Genomic DNA, 19656 nt, shown 5'->3' with positions numbered 1-19656 from the left:
CTCTTTGGTTTTGGCTTGCCGGCGGTGTCCCCGGCCGCGAATGTCTATCGCCCCAGTCCGCCACAGACGCCACAGCGCGCGTTCGACTAATTCCGGCGGTGCGCCGGTGTATTGGCTGACTACGCCGACGATGGTCGGCCAGGGTTCCCATGTTCCCGTCGCGAGCAGGGTCAACACGGCCTCGCGGATGCGGGAGCGGGCCACGACGCCGGTGTTCATGCGCGCGGCTCTAACTCGGCTCGTGCATCGTTTAATTGGCGTTGCAGCAGCGGACAGCCGATGTCGGCGTTGTCGGGGTGCAACACACGGCTCAGCGCGCGATGCACGGCCGGTGCGCGTTGTGGTCCGACCGCGCGGAACAGATGGTGTGCCCAGGTGTCAGTTCCGCTCGCGTGGGCGTCCGATGGCCTGGTGACGCTATGGCCGTGCCCGACCAGCTCGACCGCCAACACCGCAGTCCAGTCGGGGTCGATGTACCAGCAGCGGGCCTGCGCACTCCATGAGCGGGCGTAGCGGGGCACGGTCGCCTTTATCAGCGCCACCACTGCGCGGTCGTAGCGGAAACGGACGCTGGCGCGGCAGCCACCGGCCGCGAGGGCGATCACGACGGCGGTCATGCGGCACCGCCCGAGTTAGCTGCGCGAGTCAAATGGCAGCGCTCGCAGTGGCCGCGAGCCACCGACGCCGGCGCGTACATGTCCTGCCCACATCGGGAGCACGGCGACGTGACCAGAGATGGTCCGTATCTGTGACCCGCATGACCCGCAGACCCGCGGAGATACCCCGCAGGCGGGTCTGACCCGCGCTCTGGCCCGCGCTCTGACCCGCGCCCGTCTATGTCGTCTGAGCTGCGGTGATGATGCTCGGTGCGGGTCTGCGGGTCATGCGGGTCAGATATCCGGGCCGTCTCTGGTGGCGCGATGGTCCACCGGGTCACCTTCGCGGTGCATCGCGTGCACACACCCCGGATGCGGGCTGAACGCATGTGCTCCGGGATAGGGTCGCGGCACTCGCGGCAATGCCCATCCATACCGTTGCTGCACATCCCATCACTGTGCGCGACATCCGCGACAACCGCGACATCTTCGAATAACTGCTGTTCAGGGGATGTTTCGGGTGTCGCGGACGTGTCGCGGATGTCGCGCTCACGGTTTATCCGCGACACATCCGCGACGGATTGACCTGCAATGTCGCCCTTGTCGCGCTTGTCGCGCATACCGGCGTGAGACAAGTACCGGTGCCAGGCTTGGCCGAGCCCATCGTCCTCGGCCACGGTGTAGCCCTTGGCGTTGCGCGTGCCGATGCGGACCTCTTTTGACCGCACCCCGTAGCGCTTCAATTCCGTTGCTAGACGACGTTGGTCGAGGGGCTTACCCCACAGGTCGCACCACTCCGATTCGGTGTCGCGGGTCAACTCGGCCACTATGTCGGCAGAGAACATCCGGTCCAGTTCACCGAAGACCGTCTTGATGTCTCTCAGCAGCCGGATACCAAGCGACAGCCTGTCCTCGGCCCCACTGTCGAGCACGAAGAATCTGCACGCCTCCCGCGCACGTTGGGACCAGTTCCCACCCGCCAGCTCTGCGATGGCAAGCAGCGCTTCCCAGACCTCAGCGGGGCGGTCGCGCACACCATCGGGCATCATCGGCCGCGCGGCCGACAGGATGTCCAGATTGCTGGTCGCCCATTGCTCCAGCCGCACCTTGAGCGCTGCGGCCTCGATAGCGGCGTCGCGTTCGCGGAACTCGGCGACATGCTCTTCGGGTGCCCGTCGCCTCATGTGCAGGGTGACGGCCCGGTCGGTGATAGTGGCCGGCATCTTGCCCGCCAACCCCGCCAGGGCCACCGGGGCGAACACCGGGAACTCCACCACCCGCATGTTCTTGGAGTCGCCTTCGCACCGGTCAACGGTGGCGCCGCGCTTGTATCCGGCGTTGAACAGCGCACGCAGGTCCTCGGCCTGTGGGTTGTTCGTCCGGCCGAACACCGCGTCCGCTTCGTCCTGCAGTACCGTCGGTGGCTGCTCGCCAGCGGCCGCGATGCGTCGATACAACGCGGCGGTGGTGGTCGACAGCGTGAGCTTGGCGTTGCGGCACAGCAGCGCAAGCACTTCCAGCACCCTCGTCTTGCCGCTGCCCGGCTCGGGTGAGTCGAGGACCAGCCGCGGCGTCACGTAAAACGCATTCACCGCCCATGTGTGCACAATCCACAACACGACGACCACCAGATGGTGCGCCGTCGGGAATGCCAGGAATTGCCCGGCGAAGCGGTGCACATCAGCGAGCAGCTCGGTGTCGCGAATCGGCTCACCGTCACGGTCTATCCACTCCGCGTCGGGATAGTCAGTGCCATAGGGGATGTCGGGCATCACGACACCCCCTGACGCGGGATGTGGGCGCCGTCACTGATGGCCCGCTGGCGCTGGCGGATATCCCGGCTGGCCTCAGCCCAATTGAGGGCACCCGAGACGGCGCGACCGGCGTCGGCCATAGTGGTCTGGCATGTTTCCAGCCGCAGCGCCCAGTGTTGAGCGCCGTCGTAGACGGCTGCCTTTTTGCGCGGGTCGTCGGGGTCGAGCGAGCACCATTCTGGACTGCCGAGCAGCGGCCAGGCGCCGACTGATTGGAGCAGCGGCAAGACGTACTGCCGCACCGACCACCAGGCCGTCTGCTGCGCGGCTACAATCTTCGTATCGACTTGCCCAGTCGTAGGTGCCGGTTCCCCTTGTGGGGCCGGCACTTCACTTGAGGGCGGTCCCGCTCCCCTCGCGCTAGTTACGCGGCTCATGCGGTAGCGGCCTCGCTGAGCTTGTCCACATATGCCGCAAGCGATTCCGCGGTGATGAACCCGCGGCGGCCAATGTTCACCTTGACGAGCTTGCGACTTTTGACCAGTTCGTAGACGGTCGTGCGGCTGACGCCACCGAGCTTTGTGCATACGGCTGGCACTGGTACGAGCAGCGGCCCCTGTTCAGCCATTTCGATACTCCCTGCCTTTGTTAGCGAGTGACCGCCTGCGTTTAAGCGGTCGTGGACAGCATCCCAAACAGATGCCATACTGTCCTCGTCAGCGGCTAGGTTTTAGATGACTAGGCTAGGAGGCATCCGGTGCCAGAGCTAGAGGAAGTTCCTTTGTTCGGCGGCCACGGCAGGGCCTTCTATGACGAGGGCGCGATGACCACCGTCGGCGACCGGCAAGTCCCACAGCAGATTTACGTAGAGGTACGCGGCGGTACGTCTGAACCCGACCTTGGCCTGAAAATCGAAGTACGCCAAGGTGTTCCGGTGTATACCGAATTGGTATTACGTGCACGGCCCGACGGCCCCGAGATACGAGACAAAGACCTCAGCTATGTGTACTTGAGCGACTGGCTTGAGGAAATCGTCGCCGCCTGCACATGGGCACAGGACCAGACAGGGCACTGGATGGTCCAGACCATCGGCGGAGAGAAAGGCAAAGGCGAGCGGGCCGCTGCTGTCGCCAATGTGAGGCGCGTCCGAACCGGCCGCTCCCGGATGTCACAGGAGCAATTGCAGAAGGTTGCCGAGGTCTACCGCGAACACATCGACACTCGACCCACCCAAGCCGTCGCGGCAGCGTTCGGCAAGTCCGACAGGATGGCGGCCCGCTACGTCGACCTGGCGCGCAAGGCGGGCCTACTACCCCCCACCAGCCCCGGCAAAAAGAAGGCATGACGATGGCACGAAACGCGAACGGCGAAGGCAGCATCTACCCGTGGAAAAAGAACGGCAAGCCTGCCGGATACAAGGGTGCTCTGTCGTACAGAGACGAGAACGGGCAGACGAAACGCTATGTCGCGTATGGCCGTACGCGGAAAATCGTCAAGGACAAGCTGGACAAGGCGCGGGAACGGCTGGACGCTGGCGCCCCGGTGCGCGACTCCAAGCAAACCATTGGTGAGTGGTTGGCGTACTGGCGGGCAACGGGCCTAGCCGCGTCCGACCGCAAGGAATCGACCCGCGAGCTGTACGCGCGCCTGTCCCAGAAGCACCTAGAAGCAGCACCATTCGGCGCTATCCGACTCGACCAGCTCAAGGCCAGCCATATCGACGCGATGGTGTTGGCGATGAAAGCTGAGACTAAGCCCGCCGCGACTGAGGGCGGCGAACCGCGACGGGCGTTCGCCGACTCGACTGTCCGGCAGGTGTACACGGTGTTGCGGGCCGGGCTTGACGGTGCGGTGCGTGACGGGTTGATAGCGCGCAATCCCGCGACACTGGTCGCGCGCCCAGGGGTCGAGCGCCACGAGGCTAGGCACTTGGCCGCGGGCGATGTCGCCGCAGTGCTCAAGGCCGCTGAGGGGTCGCGCTACTACGCGGCGCTGGCGCTCATCGCGGCCACCGGCTTGCGTCGTGGCGAGGCGTTGGCGCTGTCGTGGGACCGCGGCGTCGTGAACCTTGACGAAGGCTGGTTGAAGGTCCGCAAGACGCTCGGCCGGGTCGGCAAACGGCTGGACAGCTCCGAACCGAAAACGGAGCGCTCGCGGCGCACAGTGCCGCTCTCCCCCGCCCTGGTGGCGATGCTGCGGAAACACAAGGCCGCCCAGGCCGCCGAGAAGCTGCGGGCGGGGAACCAATGGCGGGACAGCGGCCTGGTGTTCACCAATGAGTTCGGCGGGCCGGTCGAACCCCGGAACCTGCTGCGGGTCGTCGAGGCTGCGGCTAAGGCTGCCGGCGTCGAGGGTGTCGGGGTGCATACCCTGCGTCACAGCGTTGCGGTTGCATGGCTTGAGTGCGGCGTTCACATCAGGGCTGTAGCCGACCTGCTCGGCCATTCCTCCATCGCAATCACAGGCGACATATACGGGCACACGTCCGAGCAAGCGGCCCGTAGTGCAGTCGACGGTTGGAGCGGAGCGCTCGGGCTGTGAACACTCTTTCGAGCCCGTTGCGCTACCCGTTGCGCTACTGGTCCCCAAATGGTCCCCAGCGGCCCGCGTCGCGTTCTGTCGACCGCGGCATCGCAGCAGGTCACCGCACTTTCCTCTTGTCGGGCTGACAGGATTTGAACCTGCGACCACTTGACCCCCAGTCAAGTGCGCTACCAAACTGCGCCACAGCCCGCTGCCGCCGAAACGACGCGGCGGCAGGTCGAAAGCCTACCGCAACCGAGCCCCAACCCCAGCCACCCCCTTAGGCCACCTGCGACCCGGCCCGCTCGGCACGCTTCCACACCAGAGACGAGTACACCGTCCGCCCGTCGGGCAAGGTCAATTCCGATGACAGGGTCAGCTTGTCGCCGTCGAGGTCGCTGTGCCGCAGATGAAACTGGCCCAGGTAGTTGGGAACCAGGGACAGCTTCGCCTCGTGACGGATATCGCCCGTGGCCTCGTCGACGAAGTACCGTCCGCTGTAGGCCAGATACCCCAGCGCCGCGGCCGCCGCCTGCTCGGTGGTGCCGCCGCCGGCCACGGGCCGGTCGTAGTCGGGTCGCCCGGATGACTGGATCTGCGCCGACATGTACCCGTCCGGGGTGTAGATGATCAAACCCTGCGCATCCGCGCCGTGGGGGTATCGCACCGGGCCGTCGAGACTGTCCCGCTCGACGTAGGACACCAGCTCCCAGGCTCCAACCAGCTTGTCACGCAATGCTTTTACCATTTCCAACCATTTCCAACCATTTCCAACCATTTCCAACCATTCCAATGCTCCTCATGATGCTTCGAACCAGCTGTTCACTTTCGCCACCCACGCCCGTAATGCCTGGGCCAGCTCTTCCTCGCGGCCGTAGAACCGCTGCGCCGGCACCGGCACGCTGACGGCCACCACCTGATCGGTCACGCCATGCAGCACCGTGCCGACCGCGCAAATGCCATCGGTCTGCTCCTCCCGGTCATAGGCGATGCCGTCGCGGCTGATCTGGGCGAGCTCCTCGCGCAGCGCTGCCCGATCGGTGATGGTGTTGGCAGTCAACGGCAGCAGCCGACTGGGCAGCGCCTGTGCCTGCCGTTCCGGCGGCAGTGTCGCCAGCAGCGCCTTGCCGTTGGCGCAGCAGTACAGCGGAAAGGACTCGCCCACCGCGCTCACCGCGCGCAACCGCCGCGGCGGAACCACCTGGTCGATGAAATCGGCGCGATCCCCGTCCAGAATCGACAAGTCCACCGTCTCGTCGAGTTCCCGCGACAACTGCGTCAGGAACGGGTGCAAGTCGGCCACCACGCTGAGCCGCACGGTGCTGGCCATGCGCGCAATCTCGGGCCCCAGCCGGTAGGGTCCCCGCGCCCCGCGCGAGGCCACCAGACCCTCGTCCTCCAATGCGTTGAGGATCCGGCTCACGGTGGACCGGGCCATTGCGACCCGCTCCCCGATCTCGACTTGGCTGAGCCCGCCGGGGTGAGCTTGCAGCACCCGCAATATCTCCGCCGCGCGGGCAATCACCTGGATGCCACCGCTGCGGACGTCGCTGTCTTCGGCCTTGGCGCTCATCGCCGAACTCCGGGCAGGCGCAGCAACGCCTCGGCTTCTTCAACGGAGGCGACGGGCAAATCCAGAGCCTGGACCAGACGCATGGTGCGCGTCACCAGCGCCAGGTTGCTTGGCGCCAGCTCACCCTTACGCAAGTACAAGGTGTCCTCCAGGCCCACTCGCGCATTACCGCCCAGGGCCAGGCCCATCGCGGTCAATTCCAGGTTGGCCCGGCCGATCGCGATGACTTGCCAGATCGCATCGGGAGGAAGCCGGCGCACCATCGTCAGCAGGTTATCGGCGGTGGCGACCATTCCGCCGCGCACCCCGAGGACGATGCTGAACTGCAAAGGTTCGGCCAGCAGGCCTTCTTCCCGCAATCGCAGGCAGGCCTCCAGATGCCCGGTGTCATAGATTTCCAGTTCCGGTTTGATGTCCAACTCGCGCATCCGTGCCGCCAATCGACGGACGGCATCCGGCGGGTTACGGAATTCGCTAGCACCGAAACTCATCGAGCACGGGTTGAGGGTGGCCATCCGCGGCCGCAATTCCACCAGCTTTTCCCGCTCCTCGAACGGCACCGACAGTCCGACTCCGGTCGACAGCTGGATCAGGATCGGGCAACGCTCGCCGATCAGGTCCATGGCCCGCCGCGCGATAGCGAGATCTGCTGTGGGTCTTTCGTTTTCGTCGCGCAGATGGATGTGCGCCACAGCGGCTCCGGCGTGATAGGCCTGGTCGACCGCGGTCGCGATTTCCTCCGGGGTGGTCGGCAGCGCGGCGTTGTCGGCCTTGGTTGCGATGGGCCCGGTGGGTGCGACGGTGATGACGACGCTCACGCCGCTACCTCCTGCGGATGAGCGATGGCCACCAGCAGCACCGCCGCACGCCCGGAACGGTTTTCCAGCGACCGCACCTCACCTTTGGCGAAATGCACACTGTCGAACCGGCCCAAGACCGTTTCGGTTCCGTCGGCGGTGACGACCAGCTCGCCGTCGATCACCACGTAGACGGTTTCCTCTCGGGCTGCGGCCTTTTCGGCGATCCCGCCCGGCTGGTAGGTGGACAGCCCCACCCAGAACCGGTCGGTGTGTCCGGCTTCGTGGCCCTGCAGCCGCACCGTGAGCACGTCACGGTGCAGCGCGGCAGTGTATTCCGGCGCTTGCGACACCCGGGTCACGTTCATCAGGCCCCCGTCTCGATGCGGTAGCTCCCGGTGGGGTCGACGATCGCGACCAGCCGAACGATGCAGCCGTCGCCACCCACCCAGCGCCAGGGGAAGGCGGCGAAGGTGACACGCTTGCCGGTGACCTTGTCCAGGTCGCCGCCGACGTTTTCGAAACCGTAGATGCCCTTCGACAGGATCGCACGGTGGCAGGGCTCCCACTCCGGGAAGTCGTCGAGTACCTTGCGACCGGTCTGCTGTTCGTATTCGCTTACCGCCCAAGGTAATAGGCCGCCTTGGGCTTCCGCGGGGCCATGCGGTGCGATCGCTGTGGCCAGCGGATGGTCCAGCGCCTGGGTGTCGGTGCCGACCGCCTTGACGCCCTTGGCCGCAAACCACTCCCCCGCTTCCTTGTAGAAGCCCGGCGAGTAGGCGTAGTACTCGGCGCTGTCGGCGTATTTGTGGTGCCAGCCGGTGTTGACGATGACGATGTCACCGCGCCGGATTTCCGGGCTGGCCCGCTCCAGATCCTCCGCGGTAACCACACCCCACTTGGTCTTGGGGATCGACACCACCACCCCGGTGCCGAAGAAGGCACTCAACGGGATCTCGTCCAAGAACGGCGTTCCCTCCACCACATGGGCCGGCGCGTCGATGTGGGTGCCGGAATGCATGACGGTGGTGATCTTTTGGGTCAGCACCCGGCTTTTGGCCATGCCGTGCAGCCGTTCGATCTTGACGTCTTCGAAATACGGCCAGGCCGGCACCCCGTGTCCCCACGGGTGTGACAGGTCGTAGAGCTCCAGCTTGGACTCGGCCTCACCGAGGGGCCACGTGAAAGTCATGGCTATTTACTTCCTTTCCGATGTGGGTCTTGGTCAAGTTGGGCACTGATGTGCTGGGAAAGTCGTGCCGCGGTGCGCTCGCGGGCGCCCGCGGGCCAGTCGAGGAACCCGTGTCCGGTGCGCGCCCCGAGTTGTCCCTCGGCGACCAGTTGGCGCAGCAGCGGACTGGGATGCGGGTCACTGTTGAGGCTGGGGATAACCGCGTCGTGGATGGCCAGGGTGAGGTCGAGGCCGATGTAGTCGGCATTTTCCAGCGGGCCCAGGGTGGCCAGCCGCAGCCCAATGGTGTTGCGCACCACTAGATCTACCGTCTCGGCGTCGCAGACGCCCTCAGCGACCAGCGCCATCGCCTCACGCCACAACGCATGCTGAAGCCGGTTGCCGATGAATCCGGGGACGTCGCGTCCGACCCGCACCGGCATCTTGCCGGCCTCGGTCAGCAGCGCCGCGATGCGTTCCACCGTGTCCGGCGCGGTTCGATCGCTGGGCACCACCTCGACGACGGGAATGAGGTCGGGCGGATTCCAGAAGTGCGTACCGATTACTCGGCTGCCGTCGTCGACCCGCTCGGTGACCGCCCCGATCGGCAGGACGGACGTGTTGGTGGCCAGCACCGCATGTGGGGCCAGGCCCGCCAGGCGTTGGAAGAGTTCCTGTTTGACGGCCAGGTTCTCGACGATCGCCTCGACCACCAGGTCGGTGTGGTGCACCGCCGCGGCCAGATCACCGGTGGGGGTAACCGATCCGCGTTCCGCGCCGGTCACTTCGGCGGCTTCCGCCGCTGCGGCATCGAGGATTTCGGCGTTGGTGTCGGTGATGGCGACCTCGAGCCCCGCCGAGGCTAGCACGCCGGCGATGCGCCGGCCCATCAAACCGGCGCCGACGACGGTGGCCCGAGAGAACCCGTGAGACGTCAGCATGCGGTATATCCGCCGTCCAGATACATCACCTGGCCGGTGTAGAAGCTTGACGCGTCGCTGAGCAGATAGATCAGCGCGCCGACGAAGTCTTCGGGTTCGGCGAAGCGGCGCAATGGGATCCGGGCGAACATCGCCTCGCGGGTGGCGCGTCCCCTCTCGTCGTCGGCGTACATCCACTCGGTCAGCTCGGACCGAAAAACCGTTGGCGCAAGGGCGTTTACCCGGATTCCGTCAGCACCCCATTCGGCCGCCAGGGATTTGGCCAGCAGATCGGTGCCCGCTTTCGACGGGCAGTAGGCGCTGTAGCCGGCGGGGTGACCCAGCGCTCCGCGGACCGATGAGACCAGCACGATGCTGCCGCCGTCGCCCTGCTCGAGCAGCACCCGCCCGGCCGCTTGGCAGACCAGCCAAGCGCCCCGCAGATTCGCATCCATCACCTTGTCGAAGTCCTCGACGGCCATCTCGGTGATCGGCGCGACATGGTTCATGCCCGACGCCACCAGAACGCCGTCGAGGCGGCCATGGTGGGCAATGGCCGCAGCCACCATGGCCTGGGCGTCGGCCGGAGTCTGGGGCCGACGCTCGACCACCAACGCGTCGTCGATGCCGGCGTCGTCGACCAACTCGGCCAGCCCGGCGGCGTTGCCGCCGGTCAGGGTCAGCCGAGCGCCCGCGTCCGCTAATGCACGGGCGGCGACGCGGCCCAGCGAACCGGTGGCGCCCGTGATCAGTATGGACTTGTCTTGCACGCTGAACCGCGTCAAGCCCGGATTTGGCGCTTGCTGTGCCATCGTCACCATCTCTCACCTTTTCCTGCAATGCGGGTTTATTAACCCGTTATGCGAGAGATCGTATGGGGTTGCCGCGAGGGCGTCAAACAGGTACTCCTGTGATGTAGGCCGCTGTGTCCGTATTGCGGGATTTAGCGTCAGCGTCGACCGGATGGGTTGCGGCGGTCCGTGGATCGCACGGCACCCTAGCGACGGCTCGTCAAAGACGCCGGTTAGCGAACTCAGCTGCCGCGATGGGGATACGCTGGTTGTTTCGCTCAGCGGCGCTTGACGCCCCGCTTTTCGCGCACTCGCACGTTGATCCGGATCGGACTGCCCTCGAAGCCGAATGTCTCGCGCAGCCGCCGCTCCAGGAACCGCCGGTAGCCGGCCTCCAGAAAACCGGTGGTGAACAGCACGAACGTCGGCGGCCGCGCGGTGGCCTGGGTGGCGAACAGGATGCGGGGTTGTCGGCCGCCGCGCACCGGGGGCGGCGTCGCGGCCACCACTTCCTTTAGCCAGGCGTTCAGCGGGCCGGTCGCTATCCTCGTGTCCCACGACGCCAGCGCGCTCTGAAGCGCCGGCACCAGCTTCTGCACCGCCCGACCCGTCTTGGCCGAGATGTTGACTCGCTGCGCCCAGCGCACCTGCACCAGTTCGCGGTCGATCTCCCGCTCCAGCAGCTCGCGCCGGTCCTCATCGACCAGATCCCACTTGTTGAAGGCCAACACCAGCGCCCGTCCGGCCTCGATGACCATCGACAGCACCCGCTGATCCTGTTCGGTCAGCGGCTGTGACGCGTCGACCAGCACGATCGCCACCTCGGCGGAATCGATGGCCGCGTGGGTGCGCACCGACGCATAGAACTCGTGTCCGCTGGCCTGGCCGACCTTGCGGCGCAGGCCCGCGGTGTCGACGAAACGCCACACCTTGCCGCCCATCTCGATCAGCGAATCCACCGGATCGACCGTCGTCCCCGCGACCTCGTGCACCACCGACCGCTGATCGCCGGCCAGCTTGTTCAGCAAGGAACTCTTGCCGACGTTGGGTTTGCCGACGAGGGCCACCCGCCGCGGGCCGCCGCCGGCCGAGGCCGATTCCCCCACTTCGGGCAGCGCGGCCAACACCTGGTCGAGCAGATCGGCCACACCCCGACCGTGCATCGCGCTGACCGCATGCGGCTCGCCAAGTCCCAGCGACCACAGCGCGGCCGCGTCGGCTTCGCCCTTCTCATTGTCAACCTTGTTGGCGGCCAGGAAGACTGGCTTACCCGAGCGGAGCAGGCTGCGAGCGGCGTCCTGGTCGGCAGTGGTGGCGCCGACACTGGCATCGACCACCAGAATCACCGCATCGGCGGTGCGCATCGCCACCGACGCCTGCTCGGCCACCAGTTGCTGCAGCCCTTTGGCGTCCGGCTCCCATCCCCCGGTGTCTTGGACCACGAACCGCCGTCCACTCCACAGCGCGTCGTAGGACACGCGGTCACGCGTCACGCCCGGAACGTCTTGTACCACCGCTTCACGCCGGCCCAAGATCCGATTGACCAAGGTCGATTTGCCGACGTTGGGCCGGCCCACGATCGCCACGACCGGCGCGGGCGCCGACTCCGACAGCTCGGTCAGATCCGAATCGTCGAGCTCCCAATCGCTTTCGTCGGACCAGGTGCCGTCGTGGGTCACCGCAGGGCTCCGCTATGCTGCGTCACCAACTCCACGAGATGATCGACGACTTGGGCCTCCGTCATATCGCTGGTGTCGACGACGATCGCATCAGCCGCCGCTCGCAGCGGCGACACCGCGCGGGTGGAGTCCAGATGGTCGCGCCGGCGCACGTCGGCGAGCACCGCGTCGTAGTCGTCTGCCAGCCCGACCGCGACATTTTGGTCGTTGCGGCGCCGGGCGCGGGTTTCGGCCGACGCGGTCAGAAAGATCTTTACCGGCGCATCGGGAAACACCACGGTCCCGATGTCGCGGCCCTCCACAACGATGCGGCCCGGCCCCTCGGCCATGGCACGTTGCAGCTCGACCAGTCGCTCACGCACCGCAGGCACCGCCGACACCGCCGACACCGCCCGGGTGACATCATCTCCCCGGATCTCCGCCGAAACGTCTTCTCCGGAAAGGTAAAAGCTGCTCGCGTGCGGGCTATAGCCAACCGACAACTGCGCGGCCGACGCACAGTCCCCGACCGCCTGCGCGTCTGCCGGATCGATTCCGGCGCGCAGCACCGCCAGCGTCACTATCCGGTACATCGCCCCGGTATCCAGAAAGCGAGCCCTCAGCCTATGAGCCAATCCCCTTGAAACAGAAGACTTTCCAGTCCCGGCCGGACCGTCGATGGCAATGACCGCCGCCGCCACAGGCCGACGACCCGCTTGGCTTGCATCACTCACAGGCCCACCGCTTTGTACAGCTGTCCGACCTCGTCGCGACCCAACGCCCGCACACTGCCCGGGCGCTGCTTGCCCAGTGTCACCGGGCCGATATCGGTGCGCACCAATGCCTCCACCGGAAACCCCGCCGCCGCCAGCAGCCGGCGCACGATTCGATTACGTCCTTCATGCAGCGTCACCCGCACCAACGTCTTGCCCGGGATCGCGTCCACCACCGCGAAACCATCCACCCGGGCGAGCCCGTCGTCCAATTCGATTCCCGCCCTGAGCTTTTTGCCCAGCCCCCGCGGCACCGTCCCGGCCACCGTGGCCAGATAGGTCTTGGGCACCTGGTGTGAGGGATGCATCAACCGGTGCGCCAGCTCGCCGTCGTTGGTCAGCAGAATCAGTCCTTCGGTGTCTGCGTCGAGCCGCCCGACATGAAAAAGATTCTTGTTGCCCCGGACCTTTCGCTCGATCAGGTCGCCGATACACGGCCGGCCGCGGTCGTCGGACATGGTCGAGTGCATCCCCCGCGGCTTGTTCAGCGCCAGGTAGACCAACGACTCGTCGACCACCACCCGGGCCCCGTCGACGCGGATCACCGAGACGTCCGGGTCCACCCGGGTACCCAGCTCGGTCACCAGTTTCCCGTCGACCTCGACACGGCCGTCGATGATCATCTTCTCGGCAGCCCGCCGGGACGCAATTCCGGCCTGGGACAACACCTTTTGCAATCGAATGCCCGGCGACTGCTCCAGCTCAACCATCAGTCGTTGTCCACGTCGAATGTCAGCGTCTGGTCGGATGGCTGGCCGCCGGCGAGTTTGATGAAACGCGGCTCGCTATCCAGAGAGGCACTCAGGTCATCGATCGTGTCGACGTCGGGAAGCAGCGGCGCGAGATCGGGCAGCTCGGACAATGACGTCAAACCCAAACGCTCCAAGAACAAGTCGCTGGTGGCGAATGTCACCGCACCGGTGTCCTCGTCGGTACCGACCTCGGTGATCAGGCCGCGCGCCAGCAAAGTACGCATCACGGCGTCCACGTTGACCCCGCGAACCGCACTCACCCGCGCACGCGTCACCGGTTGACGGTAAGCCACGACCGCAAGGGTTTCCAGCGCGGCGCGGGTGAGCTTGGTCCGCGCTCCGTCCAGAAGCAGCTTCTCGACGTAAGGCGCGAATCGGGCGCGGGTGTACAACCGCCAGCCTTCACCGCTGTGTCGCAAATCGATGCCACTATCGCGTTCGGCGAGTTCGTCGGCCATCAACCGCAGTTTCGCCGCGACCCGATAGACCGGTTGTTCGGTGGCCGTGGCCAGCGCCTCGGCGGTCACCGGGGTGTCGACGACCAGCAGCAGCGCCTCTAACACCCGTCCGAGTTCGTCGGGATCCATCTCGGTGGGCTCAGCGATATCCGGGATGCCCGATGACATGGCATACCCGAGGTAGGGGTCGGGAGCATCGTCAGTCACGCGCCGCTCCTCCGCATCTCATCCCGCCGCATCGTCACATCGTTGCCGGCGCGGGTCATCGTTGGTCTCGCGCTTCCACCACAGCTTCGTCCCCCGCAACCGGGCGGTGCCCCCCGGTCGGCTGTTCCCCGGTCCACGAAACCTGGAGCACCCCTAGGGGCTCTGACTGGTCGAATGCTACCGCCCGGGACCGATACAGTTCGAGCAGCGCCAGGAAGCGCCCCACCACCTCGATCGGCGCCTGACAGTCGGCGACCAGCTCAGAAAATGTGGCCCATTGGCCACCGCCGCGCGCTTGCAGCATCGCGAGTAGGTGTTGGGCCTGCTCGGCGACCGAGACGGTCTGCTCGTGCAGGTGTGCGGTCGCCACCGTGGGAGCCGGCCGGGGAGTCAGGGCGACCGCGGCGATCTCGGCGAAGCGCTCCGCGTCGACACCCAGCATCACTTCGGGCAACAGGCCGGCGAACCGGTCTTCCAATGACACCGCGCGCGGGTAACTGCGCAACGCGGTGGCCTCCAGCTCGGCGAACATCTCCGCGACGTGCTTGAACGCCCGGTATTGCAGCAGCCGGGCGAACAGCAGATCACGCACCTCAAGCAGGGCGAGATCCTCTTCGTCGTCGACCTGCCCGGCCGGCAACAGCCGGGCCGCCTTGAGGTCGAGCAAGGTCGCGGCGACCACCAGAAACGCCGTGGTCTCCTCCAGGTCCAGCTGGGCGCCAATGGCTTTGGTATAGGCGATGAAGTCGTCGGTAACCTGATGCAGGGCCACTTCGGTGACATCGAGCCGGTGGGCGAAAATCAGCTGCAGCAGCAGATCGAACGGACCCTCGAAGTTGGTCAGCCGGACCTGAAAGCCGTTCTGAGGTACGGTGTCTGGATTCGCGGTGTCGTTCACACGCCGAATCGGTCGATGAACTCGCGAGCCAGGGCACGATAGGCCACGGCACCGCCGGACTTGGGGGCCCAGGTCGTGATGGGTTCGCCCGCGACGGTGGTCTCGGGGAAACGAACCGTGCGGGTGATCACGGTATCGAACACTAGGTCACCGAACCGCTCGACGACGCGGGCCATCACCTCTCGGGCGTTGACGGTGCGCGGGTCATACCGGGTCAGCAGGATGCCGCTGATCTCCAGCTTGGGGTTCAGCCGGTCGCGCACCTTGTCGACAGTGTCGGTCAGCAACGCCAGGCCGCGCAGCGAGAAGAACTCACACTCGGTCGGGATGACCACACCGTCCGCGCAGGCCAGCCCGTTGACGGTGAGCAGACCCAACGATGGCTGGCAGTCGATGAGCACATAGTCGTAGCGGTCCAGCACCGGGTACAGCGCCCGGCCCAGGGTCTGCTCCCGGCCCACCTCGTTGACCAGCTGGATCTCGGCGGCCGACAGGTCGATATTGCTGGGCACCAGATCCATGTCCTTGACCCGGGTGTGAATCAGCACGTCGTCGATCGACACGCGCGGCTCCACCAGCACGTTGTGGATAGTCTTTTCCAGCTCGTAGTGCGGGACACCCAGGCCCGCCGACAACGCCCCCTGCGGGTCCATGTCCACCAGCAGCACCCGCCGGCCGTACTCGGCCAACGCGGCACCCAGGTTGATGGTCGACGTGGTTTTCCCGACGCCGCCCTTCTGGTTGCACATCGCCACCACCTTGGCCGGCCCGTGTGCGGTCCGCGGCACCGGGTCAGGAACCGCCCGCGGCGGCCGTCCGGTCAGGCCGACTTCGATGCCGCTGTCGGGGTGGTCGGTCATACCCGGTCGCGGCTGAGGGTGACGGGCGTCAGGATGGGCATCGCAGGAAAGTCTAACGGCTTCCTCCGCCTGCGCCGGGAGACCCGCGGGCAACTATGGGAGCTATGCCGTCGTCGGCAGCCCCAGGACCGCGGCGCTGTGACATGCTTCTCCGGCAAGCGCATTTCTTGGGAGCTGCTATGGACGACACGAGCACCGGCCGACGAAGCCACGCCGATCAACTCGACGCCCGGCTACTGCGGATCGCCGGGGTGTGTGTCCTGGGTTCGATGATGTCGATCGTGGACACGACGGTGGTCACCGTCGCGCAGCGCACCTTCGTCGCCACGTTCCACACCACTCAAGCCATGGTCGCCTGGACCATGACCGGCTACACCCTTGCTTTGGCAGCGGTGATCCCGCTGGCCGGTTGGGTAGCCGACCGGTTCGGCACCAAGCGGCCCTTCATGGGCTCGTTGCTGGCGTTCACCTTCGGCTCATTGCTGTGCGCGATGGCGCCCAACATCACTCTGCTGGTCGCGTTTCGGGTGGTACAGGGCCTCGGCGGCGGCATGCTGATGCCGCTGGTGCTGACCATCCTCACCCGAGAGGCGGGCCCCCGGCGGCTCGGGCGGGTGCTGGCCATCTTGGGCATTCCGATGCTGCTCGGCCCCGTGTTCGGCCCGGTGCTGGGCGGCTGGCTGATCGACAGCTATGGATGGCAATGGATCTTCTGGATCAACCTGCCGATCGGACTGGTCACATTGCTGCTTGCGGCAATCGTCTTCCCGGGGGATCAGCCGACACCGTCGGAGTCGTTCGACGTTCTCGGCATGCTGCTGCTTTCCCCCGGCCTGGCCACATTCCTGTACGGGGTGTCGGTTATTCCCGCGCGCGGAACGGTGACCGATCGCCATGTGTGGATACCGGCCGCGCTCGGTCTGGCGTTGATCGTCGGGTTCGTCTTACATGCCGGTTACCGCGCCGAGCATCCGCTGATCGATCTGCGGTTGTTCACTAACCGCGTGGTCGCACTTGCCAACTCGGCGATGTTTCTGTTCGCCGTCTCCTTTTTCGGCGCCGGACTGCTATTCCCGAGCTATTTTCAGGAGTTGCTGCACCAGACGCCATTAGGGGCCGGGATGAGCATGGTGCCGAGGGGAATCGGCGCCATGGTGACCATGCCACTGGCCGGATCCATGATGGACAAACGCGGCCCGGGCAAGATCCTGCTGGTCGGCGTGACGCTGATCGCGGCGGGCATGGGCATCTTCGCCTACGGGGTGGCCGGACAAGCGGCGTACCTGCCGACGCTGCTCATCGGATTGTCGATCATGGGCCTGGGCATGGGTTTGACGATGATGCCGCTTTCCGCCGCCGCGGTGCAGACCCTGGCCCCGCATCACATCGCGCGGGGTTCGACGCTGGTCAGTGTCAATCAGCAGGTGGGCGCATCGGTGGGAACGGCCTTGATGTCGATGATCCTGACCAGCCAGTTCAATCGCAGCGAAAACGTCGCCGCCGCACGCAAGATCGCGGACCTACAAGAGGATGCGGCCCGGCGCGGGGTACCGGTCGACCCGTCGTCGATTCCGCCGCAGGCACTCAACCCGGACTTCAAAGGCAATGTGCTGCATGACCTTTCGCATGCATACAGCGTGGTGTTCGCGGCAGCGGTGGTGCTGGTGGCGTTGACACTGGTCCCGGTGGCATTTCTGCCGCGCAAGCCCGCGGGTCAGATGTCACAGAGTGTGAAATAACCAGCCGCTCGTCTGGATATGCTTGCACGATGACTTCGCGGGAAGGACCGTCGCACATCGCCAGCGAGAATCCGCAACGGTTGCCGACGAAACGCGACGTGGAAATCAGCATTGCCGCAATGGCCGGTGTTGCCAAGTCCAACGGCCTCTCAGCAATCGATGAGAGCCTCCTGGAAGCCGCAAGCAGGTATCTGGCCGATGACGACATCGACTGGAGAAAGGTTGCCGAGCGCCCGGCCGACGACATATCGGCCAGGCTCGAATCCGACGTCGCTCAACGCTGCGCGTTGTTCCTGATGACCGCTGCGATTTTCGCCCACGGGAGCGTTCAGCTGCCGAGAGTCGAGGCGAGCCTGAAGATCGCGAGGACGCTCGGTTGCCATGAGGGGTTCCTCGATGACCTACTCGATATTGCCCGCGGGCGCGAATTCATCGGGGCCATGCGAATCAGGGCAAAGCTCATGAGCAGCCATGGCACCTCCCGCATTCAGGTGCTGAAGGGCTTCTGGGACAACATGTCGGGTTACCTCGGGCTTTCGACCGATCCGGTGCTGGCTGCGTCCTATCACAAGCTGGGCCTCCTCGAACCGGGCCTGCTCGGACGCGAACTGTGGGCCCACTATGTCCGGAACAACCTGAGGTTTCCGGGAGAGAAAGGCACCACGGGCGAGTTCATTGTTTCGCATGACGTGGCTCACGTTTTGTCCGCGTATTCGACGGAGCCTGCCGGTGAAATTCTTGCCGGAGCGTTCACGGTCGGATATAAGGCCCGCAACCCATTTGCACCGCTGCTGCTGGTGCTCCTGCAGTTTCAGGCCGGCATAAAAATTGACTTTCGGTCCGAGGCGCTGACCGGATCACTGGATCCCGCCGGCTATATGGATGCTTTTCGGCGCGGCCTGGAGTGCAAAGCCGACCTTACCTACGGGAGTTGGGACTGGCGACGCTACGCCGAGGTACCGGTGGTGGAGCTTCGCGAGCGGTTGGCGATTCCACCGCAAGCGGCGCCGGCCGTTGCGGGCGGCACCTATCAAGAAGTCTTATGAAGTTTTGTCAAGTCTGAGAGGTCGCTACCAGCGCTAATTGCCGGGAACCGACACGCGGGTCAGACATTAGACGAGCGGTGATTTTAATCTTCGTTAACTACTCCTACCGGGGGATTTAACAAAGCCGTAATTTCACTTCGGCCTGCGCGTCACAGGGACTGCGGATACAAACTAATGCACTGATTGCCGACATCTTGCCGACATCGTCGTCGCGACCGGCCGCGTCAGTCCCAAGCGCTAGGTGGTGTCGATGACCGTCAATTTCTCTGCCAACGACGTTGATTGCTCTCGTCGCGTCGCTTCCGCACGCTCAGGCGGGGTCGGCGGTCGGGCATCGGCCGTCGCGATCGGACGGTAGGCCGTGCCCGGCGTACAGATTTTGCCTGTTGCCGCAAGTCCGCCGGTGGTCGGCGGCATCGGCCCCGGGCTGCTGTCCGATTTCGCGGCGTTGCCGCCCGAGATCAATTCCGGGCGGATGTACAGCGGCCCCGGCTCGGGGCCACTGATGGCCGCCGCGGCGGCGTGGAACCGCCTTGCGGATGATCTGGAGACCGCGGCTACTGCTTACAGTTCGCTGATCCTGGAGCTGACCGCCCTGCCGTGGCGCGGTACGGCCGCCGATGCCATGGTGGCTTCCGTTCTGCCGTTTGTCAGTTGGCTCGGTTCCACAGCGGCACTTGCCGAACAGGCCGCAATTCAGGCCGGCGCGGCCGCAGCCGCATTTGAGTTGGCGTTTGCGCTGACGGTGCCGCCGCCGGTGATCACGGCCAACAGGGCGTTATTGACGGCGCTGGTCGCGACCAACTGGTTCGGGCAAAACACCCCGGCGATCGCGACGGCCGAAGCCCACTACGCCGAGATGTGGGTTCAAGACGCCACCGCCATGCACGAATACGCCGCCGCCGCGGCGATCGCCTCGGCATTGACGCCGTTCACCCCGCCACCGAAGGCCGCCAACCCCTACCCGACGTCGATTCCGTGGGACACCCTGCTCGAGTACTGGACCACGATTCTGAACGCCTTGGCCATCACGGAGGCGTTCGTTTACGACGGCGGCGGGCTGACCCTCAATGGCTTGCAGGTCGCCGGAGCGATGTTGTGGTCCAACGCTGCCAACGCCGAAGCGCCGGCCGCCGCGGC

At 65.7% G+C, this 19656-nt stretch carries 22 protein-coding genes and 1 tRNA gene; 5 read left to right on the top strand and 18 right to left on the bottom strand.

The window, feature by feature from the left end:
• Nucleotides 1-215 precede the first annotated feature (215 nt).
• From B4U45_RS27880 to B4U45_RS27865, 4 genes are read right to left on the bottom strand one after another with little or no spacing between them, the layout of a single operon-like run.
• On the bottom strand, nucleotides 216-617 hold the full coding sequence (locus B4U45_RS27880; RefSeq protein ID WP_075549528.1) for a hypothetical protein: 402 nt from the start codon (nucleotides 615-617) through the stop codon (nucleotides 216-218).
• The gene (locus tag B4U45_RS27875; protein WP_089025265.1) at nucleotides 614-2368 is read right to left on the bottom strand and encodes a DUF3631 domain-containing protein; all 1755 of its coding nucleotides are present in this window, start codon (nucleotides 2366-2368) and stop codon (nucleotides 614-616) included. The genes B4U45_RS27880 and B4U45_RS27875 overlap by 4 nt, the downstream gene beginning before the upstream one ends.
• Entirely contained in the window at nucleotides 2368-2787 is a 420-nt protein-coding gene (locus B4U45_RS27870; RefSeq protein ID WP_075549529.1) for a DUF2742 domain-containing protein, read from the bottom strand. Before B4U45_RS27870 ends, B4U45_RS27875 begins: the two co-directional genes overlap by 1 nt.
• Nucleotides 2784-2978, bottom strand: coding sequence for a helix-turn-helix transcriptional regulator (locus B4U45_RS27865; RefSeq protein WP_075549530.1), 195 nt, complete (start codon nucleotides 2976-2978; stop codon nucleotides 2784-2786). The genes B4U45_RS27870 and B4U45_RS27865 overlap by 4 nt, the downstream gene beginning before the upstream one ends.
• A 129-nt stretch (nucleotides 2979-3107) precedes the next feature.
• Here B4U45_RS27865 and B4U45_RS27860 point away from each other — a divergent pair, with 129 nt between their 5' ends.
• On the top strand, nucleotides 3108-3695 hold the full coding sequence (locus B4U45_RS27860; protein WP_131808371.1) for a DUF6214 family protein: 588 nt from the start codon (nucleotides 3108-3110) through the stop codon (nucleotides 3693-3695).
• Between the two features lie 2 nt (nucleotides 3696-3697).
• On the top strand, nucleotides 3698-4891 hold the full coding sequence (locus B4U45_RS27855) for a tyrosine-type recombinase/integrase (protein ID WP_075549532.1): 1194 nt from the start codon (nucleotides 3698-3700) through the stop codon (nucleotides 4889-4891).
• Between the two features lie 119 nt (nucleotides 4892-5010).
• Here B4U45_RS27855 and B4U45_RS27850 read toward each other — a convergent pair.
• The 14 genes from B4U45_RS27850 to B4U45_RS27785 form a co-directional block, all read right to left on the bottom strand.
• Nucleotides 5011-5084, bottom strand: a tRNA-Pro gene (locus B4U45_RS27850).
• 69 nt (nucleotides 5085-5153) lie between these two features.
• Nucleotides 5154-5621 carry a lipocalin-like domain-containing protein gene (locus B4U45_RS27845; RefSeq protein WP_075549579.1) on the bottom strand — a complete coding sequence of 156 codons (468 nt, stop codon included), beginning with the start codon at nucleotides 5619-5621 and terminating at the stop codon, nucleotides 5154-5156.
• Nucleotides 5622-5672: 51 nt separating this feature from the next.
• Nucleotides 5673-6446: an IclR family transcriptional regulator gene (locus B4U45_RS27840; protein WP_075549533.1), complete on the bottom strand. Its 774-nt coding sequence runs from the start codon at nucleotides 6444-6446 to the stop codon at nucleotides 5673-5675.
• Nucleotides 6443-7264 (bottom strand): beta-keto acid cleavage family enzyme, encoded by an 822-nt coding sequence (locus B4U45_RS27835; RefSeq protein ID WP_075549534.1) that lies wholly within the window; start codon nucleotides 7262-7264, stop codon nucleotides 6443-6445. The genes B4U45_RS27840 and B4U45_RS27835 overlap by 4 nt, the downstream gene beginning before the upstream one ends.
• Complete coding sequence (locus tag B4U45_RS27830) at nucleotides 7261-7611, bottom strand: beta-D-galactosidase (RefSeq protein ID WP_075549535.1); 351 nt, start codon at nucleotides 7609-7611, stop codon at nucleotides 7261-7263. Before B4U45_RS27830 ends, B4U45_RS27835 begins: the two co-directional genes overlap by 4 nt.
• Nucleotides 7611-8435 (bottom strand): cyclase family protein, encoded by an 825-nt coding sequence (locus B4U45_RS27825; protein ID WP_075549536.1) that lies wholly within the window; start codon nucleotides 8433-8435, stop codon nucleotides 7611-7613. The genes B4U45_RS27830 and B4U45_RS27825 overlap by 1 nt, the downstream gene beginning before the upstream one ends.
• Before the next feature lie 2 nt (nucleotides 8436-8437).
• On the bottom strand, nucleotides 8438-9355 hold the full coding sequence (locus tag B4U45_RS27820) for a 3-hydroxyacyl-CoA dehydrogenase family protein (RefSeq protein ID WP_075549537.1): 918 nt from the start codon (nucleotides 9353-9355) through the stop codon (nucleotides 8438-8440).
• The gene (locus tag B4U45_RS27815; RefSeq protein WP_089025160.1) at nucleotides 9349-10155 is read right to left on the bottom strand and encodes an SDR family NAD(P)-dependent oxidoreductase; all 807 of its coding nucleotides are present in this window, start codon (nucleotides 10153-10155) and stop codon (nucleotides 9349-9351) included. Before B4U45_RS27815 ends, B4U45_RS27820 begins: the two co-directional genes overlap by 7 nt.
• A gap of 248 nt (nucleotides 10156-10403) precedes the next feature.
• A complete protein-coding gene (gene der / locus B4U45_RS27810; RefSeq protein WP_083154607.1) occupies nucleotides 10404-11804 on the bottom strand; it encodes a ribosome biogenesis GTPase Der in 1401 nt (466 codons plus the stop codon).
• Nucleotides 11801-12484: a (d)CMP kinase gene (cmk, locus tag B4U45_RS27805; protein WP_075549539.1), complete on the bottom strand. Its 684-nt coding sequence runs from the start codon at nucleotides 12482-12484 to the stop codon at nucleotides 11801-11803. Before cmk ends, der begins: the two co-directional genes overlap by 4 nt.
• A 29-nt stretch (nucleotides 12485-12513) precedes the next feature.
• Entirely contained in the window at nucleotides 12514-13269 is a 756-nt protein-coding gene (locus B4U45_RS27800) for a pseudouridine synthase (RefSeq protein ID WP_089025161.1), read from the bottom strand.
• Complete coding sequence (gene scpB / locus B4U45_RS27795; RefSeq protein WP_089025162.1) at nucleotides 13266-13934, bottom strand: SMC-Scp complex subunit ScpB; 669 nt, start codon at nucleotides 13932-13934, stop codon at nucleotides 13266-13268. The genes B4U45_RS27800 and scpB overlap by 4 nt, the downstream gene beginning before the upstream one ends.
• Before the next feature lie 94 nt (nucleotides 13935-14028).
• Nucleotides 14029-14871 carry a segregation/condensation protein A gene (locus tag B4U45_RS27790; protein ID WP_075549542.1) on the bottom strand — a complete coding sequence of 281 codons (843 nt, stop codon included), beginning with the start codon at nucleotides 14869-14871 and terminating at the stop codon, nucleotides 14029-14031.
• The gene (locus tag B4U45_RS27785) at nucleotides 14868-15731 is read right to left on the bottom strand and encodes a ParA family protein (RefSeq protein ID WP_075549543.1); all 864 of its coding nucleotides are present in this window, start codon (nucleotides 15729-15731) and stop codon (nucleotides 14868-14870) included. Before B4U45_RS27785 ends, B4U45_RS27790 begins: the two co-directional genes overlap by 4 nt.
• A 179-nt stretch (nucleotides 15732-15910) precedes the next feature.
• Between B4U45_RS27785 and B4U45_RS27780 the strand changes: the two genes are divergently transcribed.
• The 3 genes from B4U45_RS27780 to B4U45_RS29665 form a co-directional block, all read left to right on the top strand.
• Complete coding sequence (locus B4U45_RS27780; protein WP_075549544.1) at nucleotides 15911-17470, top strand: DHA2 family efflux MFS transporter permease subunit; 1560 nt, start codon at nucleotides 15911-15913, stop codon at nucleotides 17468-17470.
• Between the two features lie 29 nt (nucleotides 17471-17499).
• Nucleotides 17500-18516, top strand: a complete 1017-nt coding sequence (locus tag B4U45_RS27775) for a hypothetical protein (protein WP_075549545.1) — start codon at nucleotides 17500-17502, stop codon at nucleotides 18514-18516.
• 475 nt (nucleotides 18517-18991) lie between these two features.
• On the top strand, nucleotides 18992-19656 hold a 665-nt coding region (locus B4U45_RS29665; RefSeq protein ID WP_244899426.1), incomplete at its 3' end, for a PPE family protein.

Origin of the sequence: Mycobacterium persicum, assembly GCF_002086915.1 — a bacterium.
Taxonomy (GTDB): domain Bacteria; phylum Actinomycetota; class Actinomycetes; order Mycobacteriales; family Mycobacteriaceae; genus Mycobacterium; species Mycobacterium persicum.
The sequence above is the reverse complement of the archived record's forward strand: the minus strand, read 5'-3'. Positions and strand labels throughout refer to the sequence as shown.

Coding starts and splice junctions, on each gene's coding strand:
- B4U45_RS27880 (WP_075549528.1), bottom strand. CDS start 617: ATGACCGCCGTCGTGATCGCCCTCGCGGCCGGTGGCTGCCGCGCCAGC.
- B4U45_RS27875 (WP_089025265.1), bottom strand. CDS start 2,368: ATGCCCGACATCCCCTATGGCACTGACTATCCCGACGCGGAGTGGATA.
- B4U45_RS27870 (WP_075549529.1), bottom strand. CDS start 2,787: ATGAGCCGCGTAACTAGCGCGAGGGGAGCGGGACCGCCCTCAAGTGAA.
- B4U45_RS27865 (WP_075549530.1), bottom strand. CDS start 2,978: ATGGCTGAACAGGGGCCGCTGCTCGTACCAGTGCCAGCCGTATGCACA.
- B4U45_RS27855 (WP_075549532.1), top strand. CDS start 3,698: ATGGCACGAAACGCGAACGGCGAAGGCAGCATCTACCCGTGGAAAAAG.
- B4U45_RS27845 (WP_075549579.1), bottom strand. CDS start 5,621: ATGGTAAAAGCATTGCGTGACAAGCTGGTTGGAGCCTGGGAGCTGGTG.
- B4U45_RS27840 (WP_075549533.1), bottom strand. CDS start 6,446: ATGAGCGCCAAGGCCGAAGACAGCGACGTCCGCAGCGGTGGCATCCAG.
- B4U45_RS27830 (WP_075549535.1), bottom strand. CDS start 7,611: ATGAACGTGACCCGGGTGTCGCAAGCGCCGGAATACACTGCCGCGCTG.
- B4U45_RS27825 (WP_075549536.1), bottom strand. CDS start 8,435: ATGACTTTCACGTGGCCCCTCGGTGAGGCCGAGTCCAAGCTGGAGCTC.
- B4U45_RS27820 (WP_075549537.1), bottom strand. CDS start 9,355: ATGCTGACGTCTCACGGGTTCTCTCGGGCCACCGTCGTCGGCGCCGGT.
- B4U45_RS27815 (WP_089025160.1), bottom strand. CDS start 10,155: ATGGTGACGATGGCACAGCAAGCGCCAAATCCGGGCTTGACGCGGTTC.
- scpB (WP_089025162.1), bottom strand. CDS start 13,934: ATGTCATCGGGCATCCCGGATATCGCTGAGCCCACCGAGATGGATCCC.
- B4U45_RS27785 (WP_075549543.1), bottom strand. CDS start 15,731: ATGACCGACCACCCCGACAGCGGCATCGAAGTCGGCCTGACCGGACGG.
- B4U45_RS27780 (WP_075549544.1), top strand. CDS start 15,911: ATGGACGACACGAGCACCGGCCGACGAAGCCACGCCGATCAACTCGAC.
- B4U45_RS27775 (WP_075549545.1), top strand. CDS start 17,500: ATGACTTCGCGGGAAGGACCGTCGCACATCGCCAGCGAGAATCCGCAA.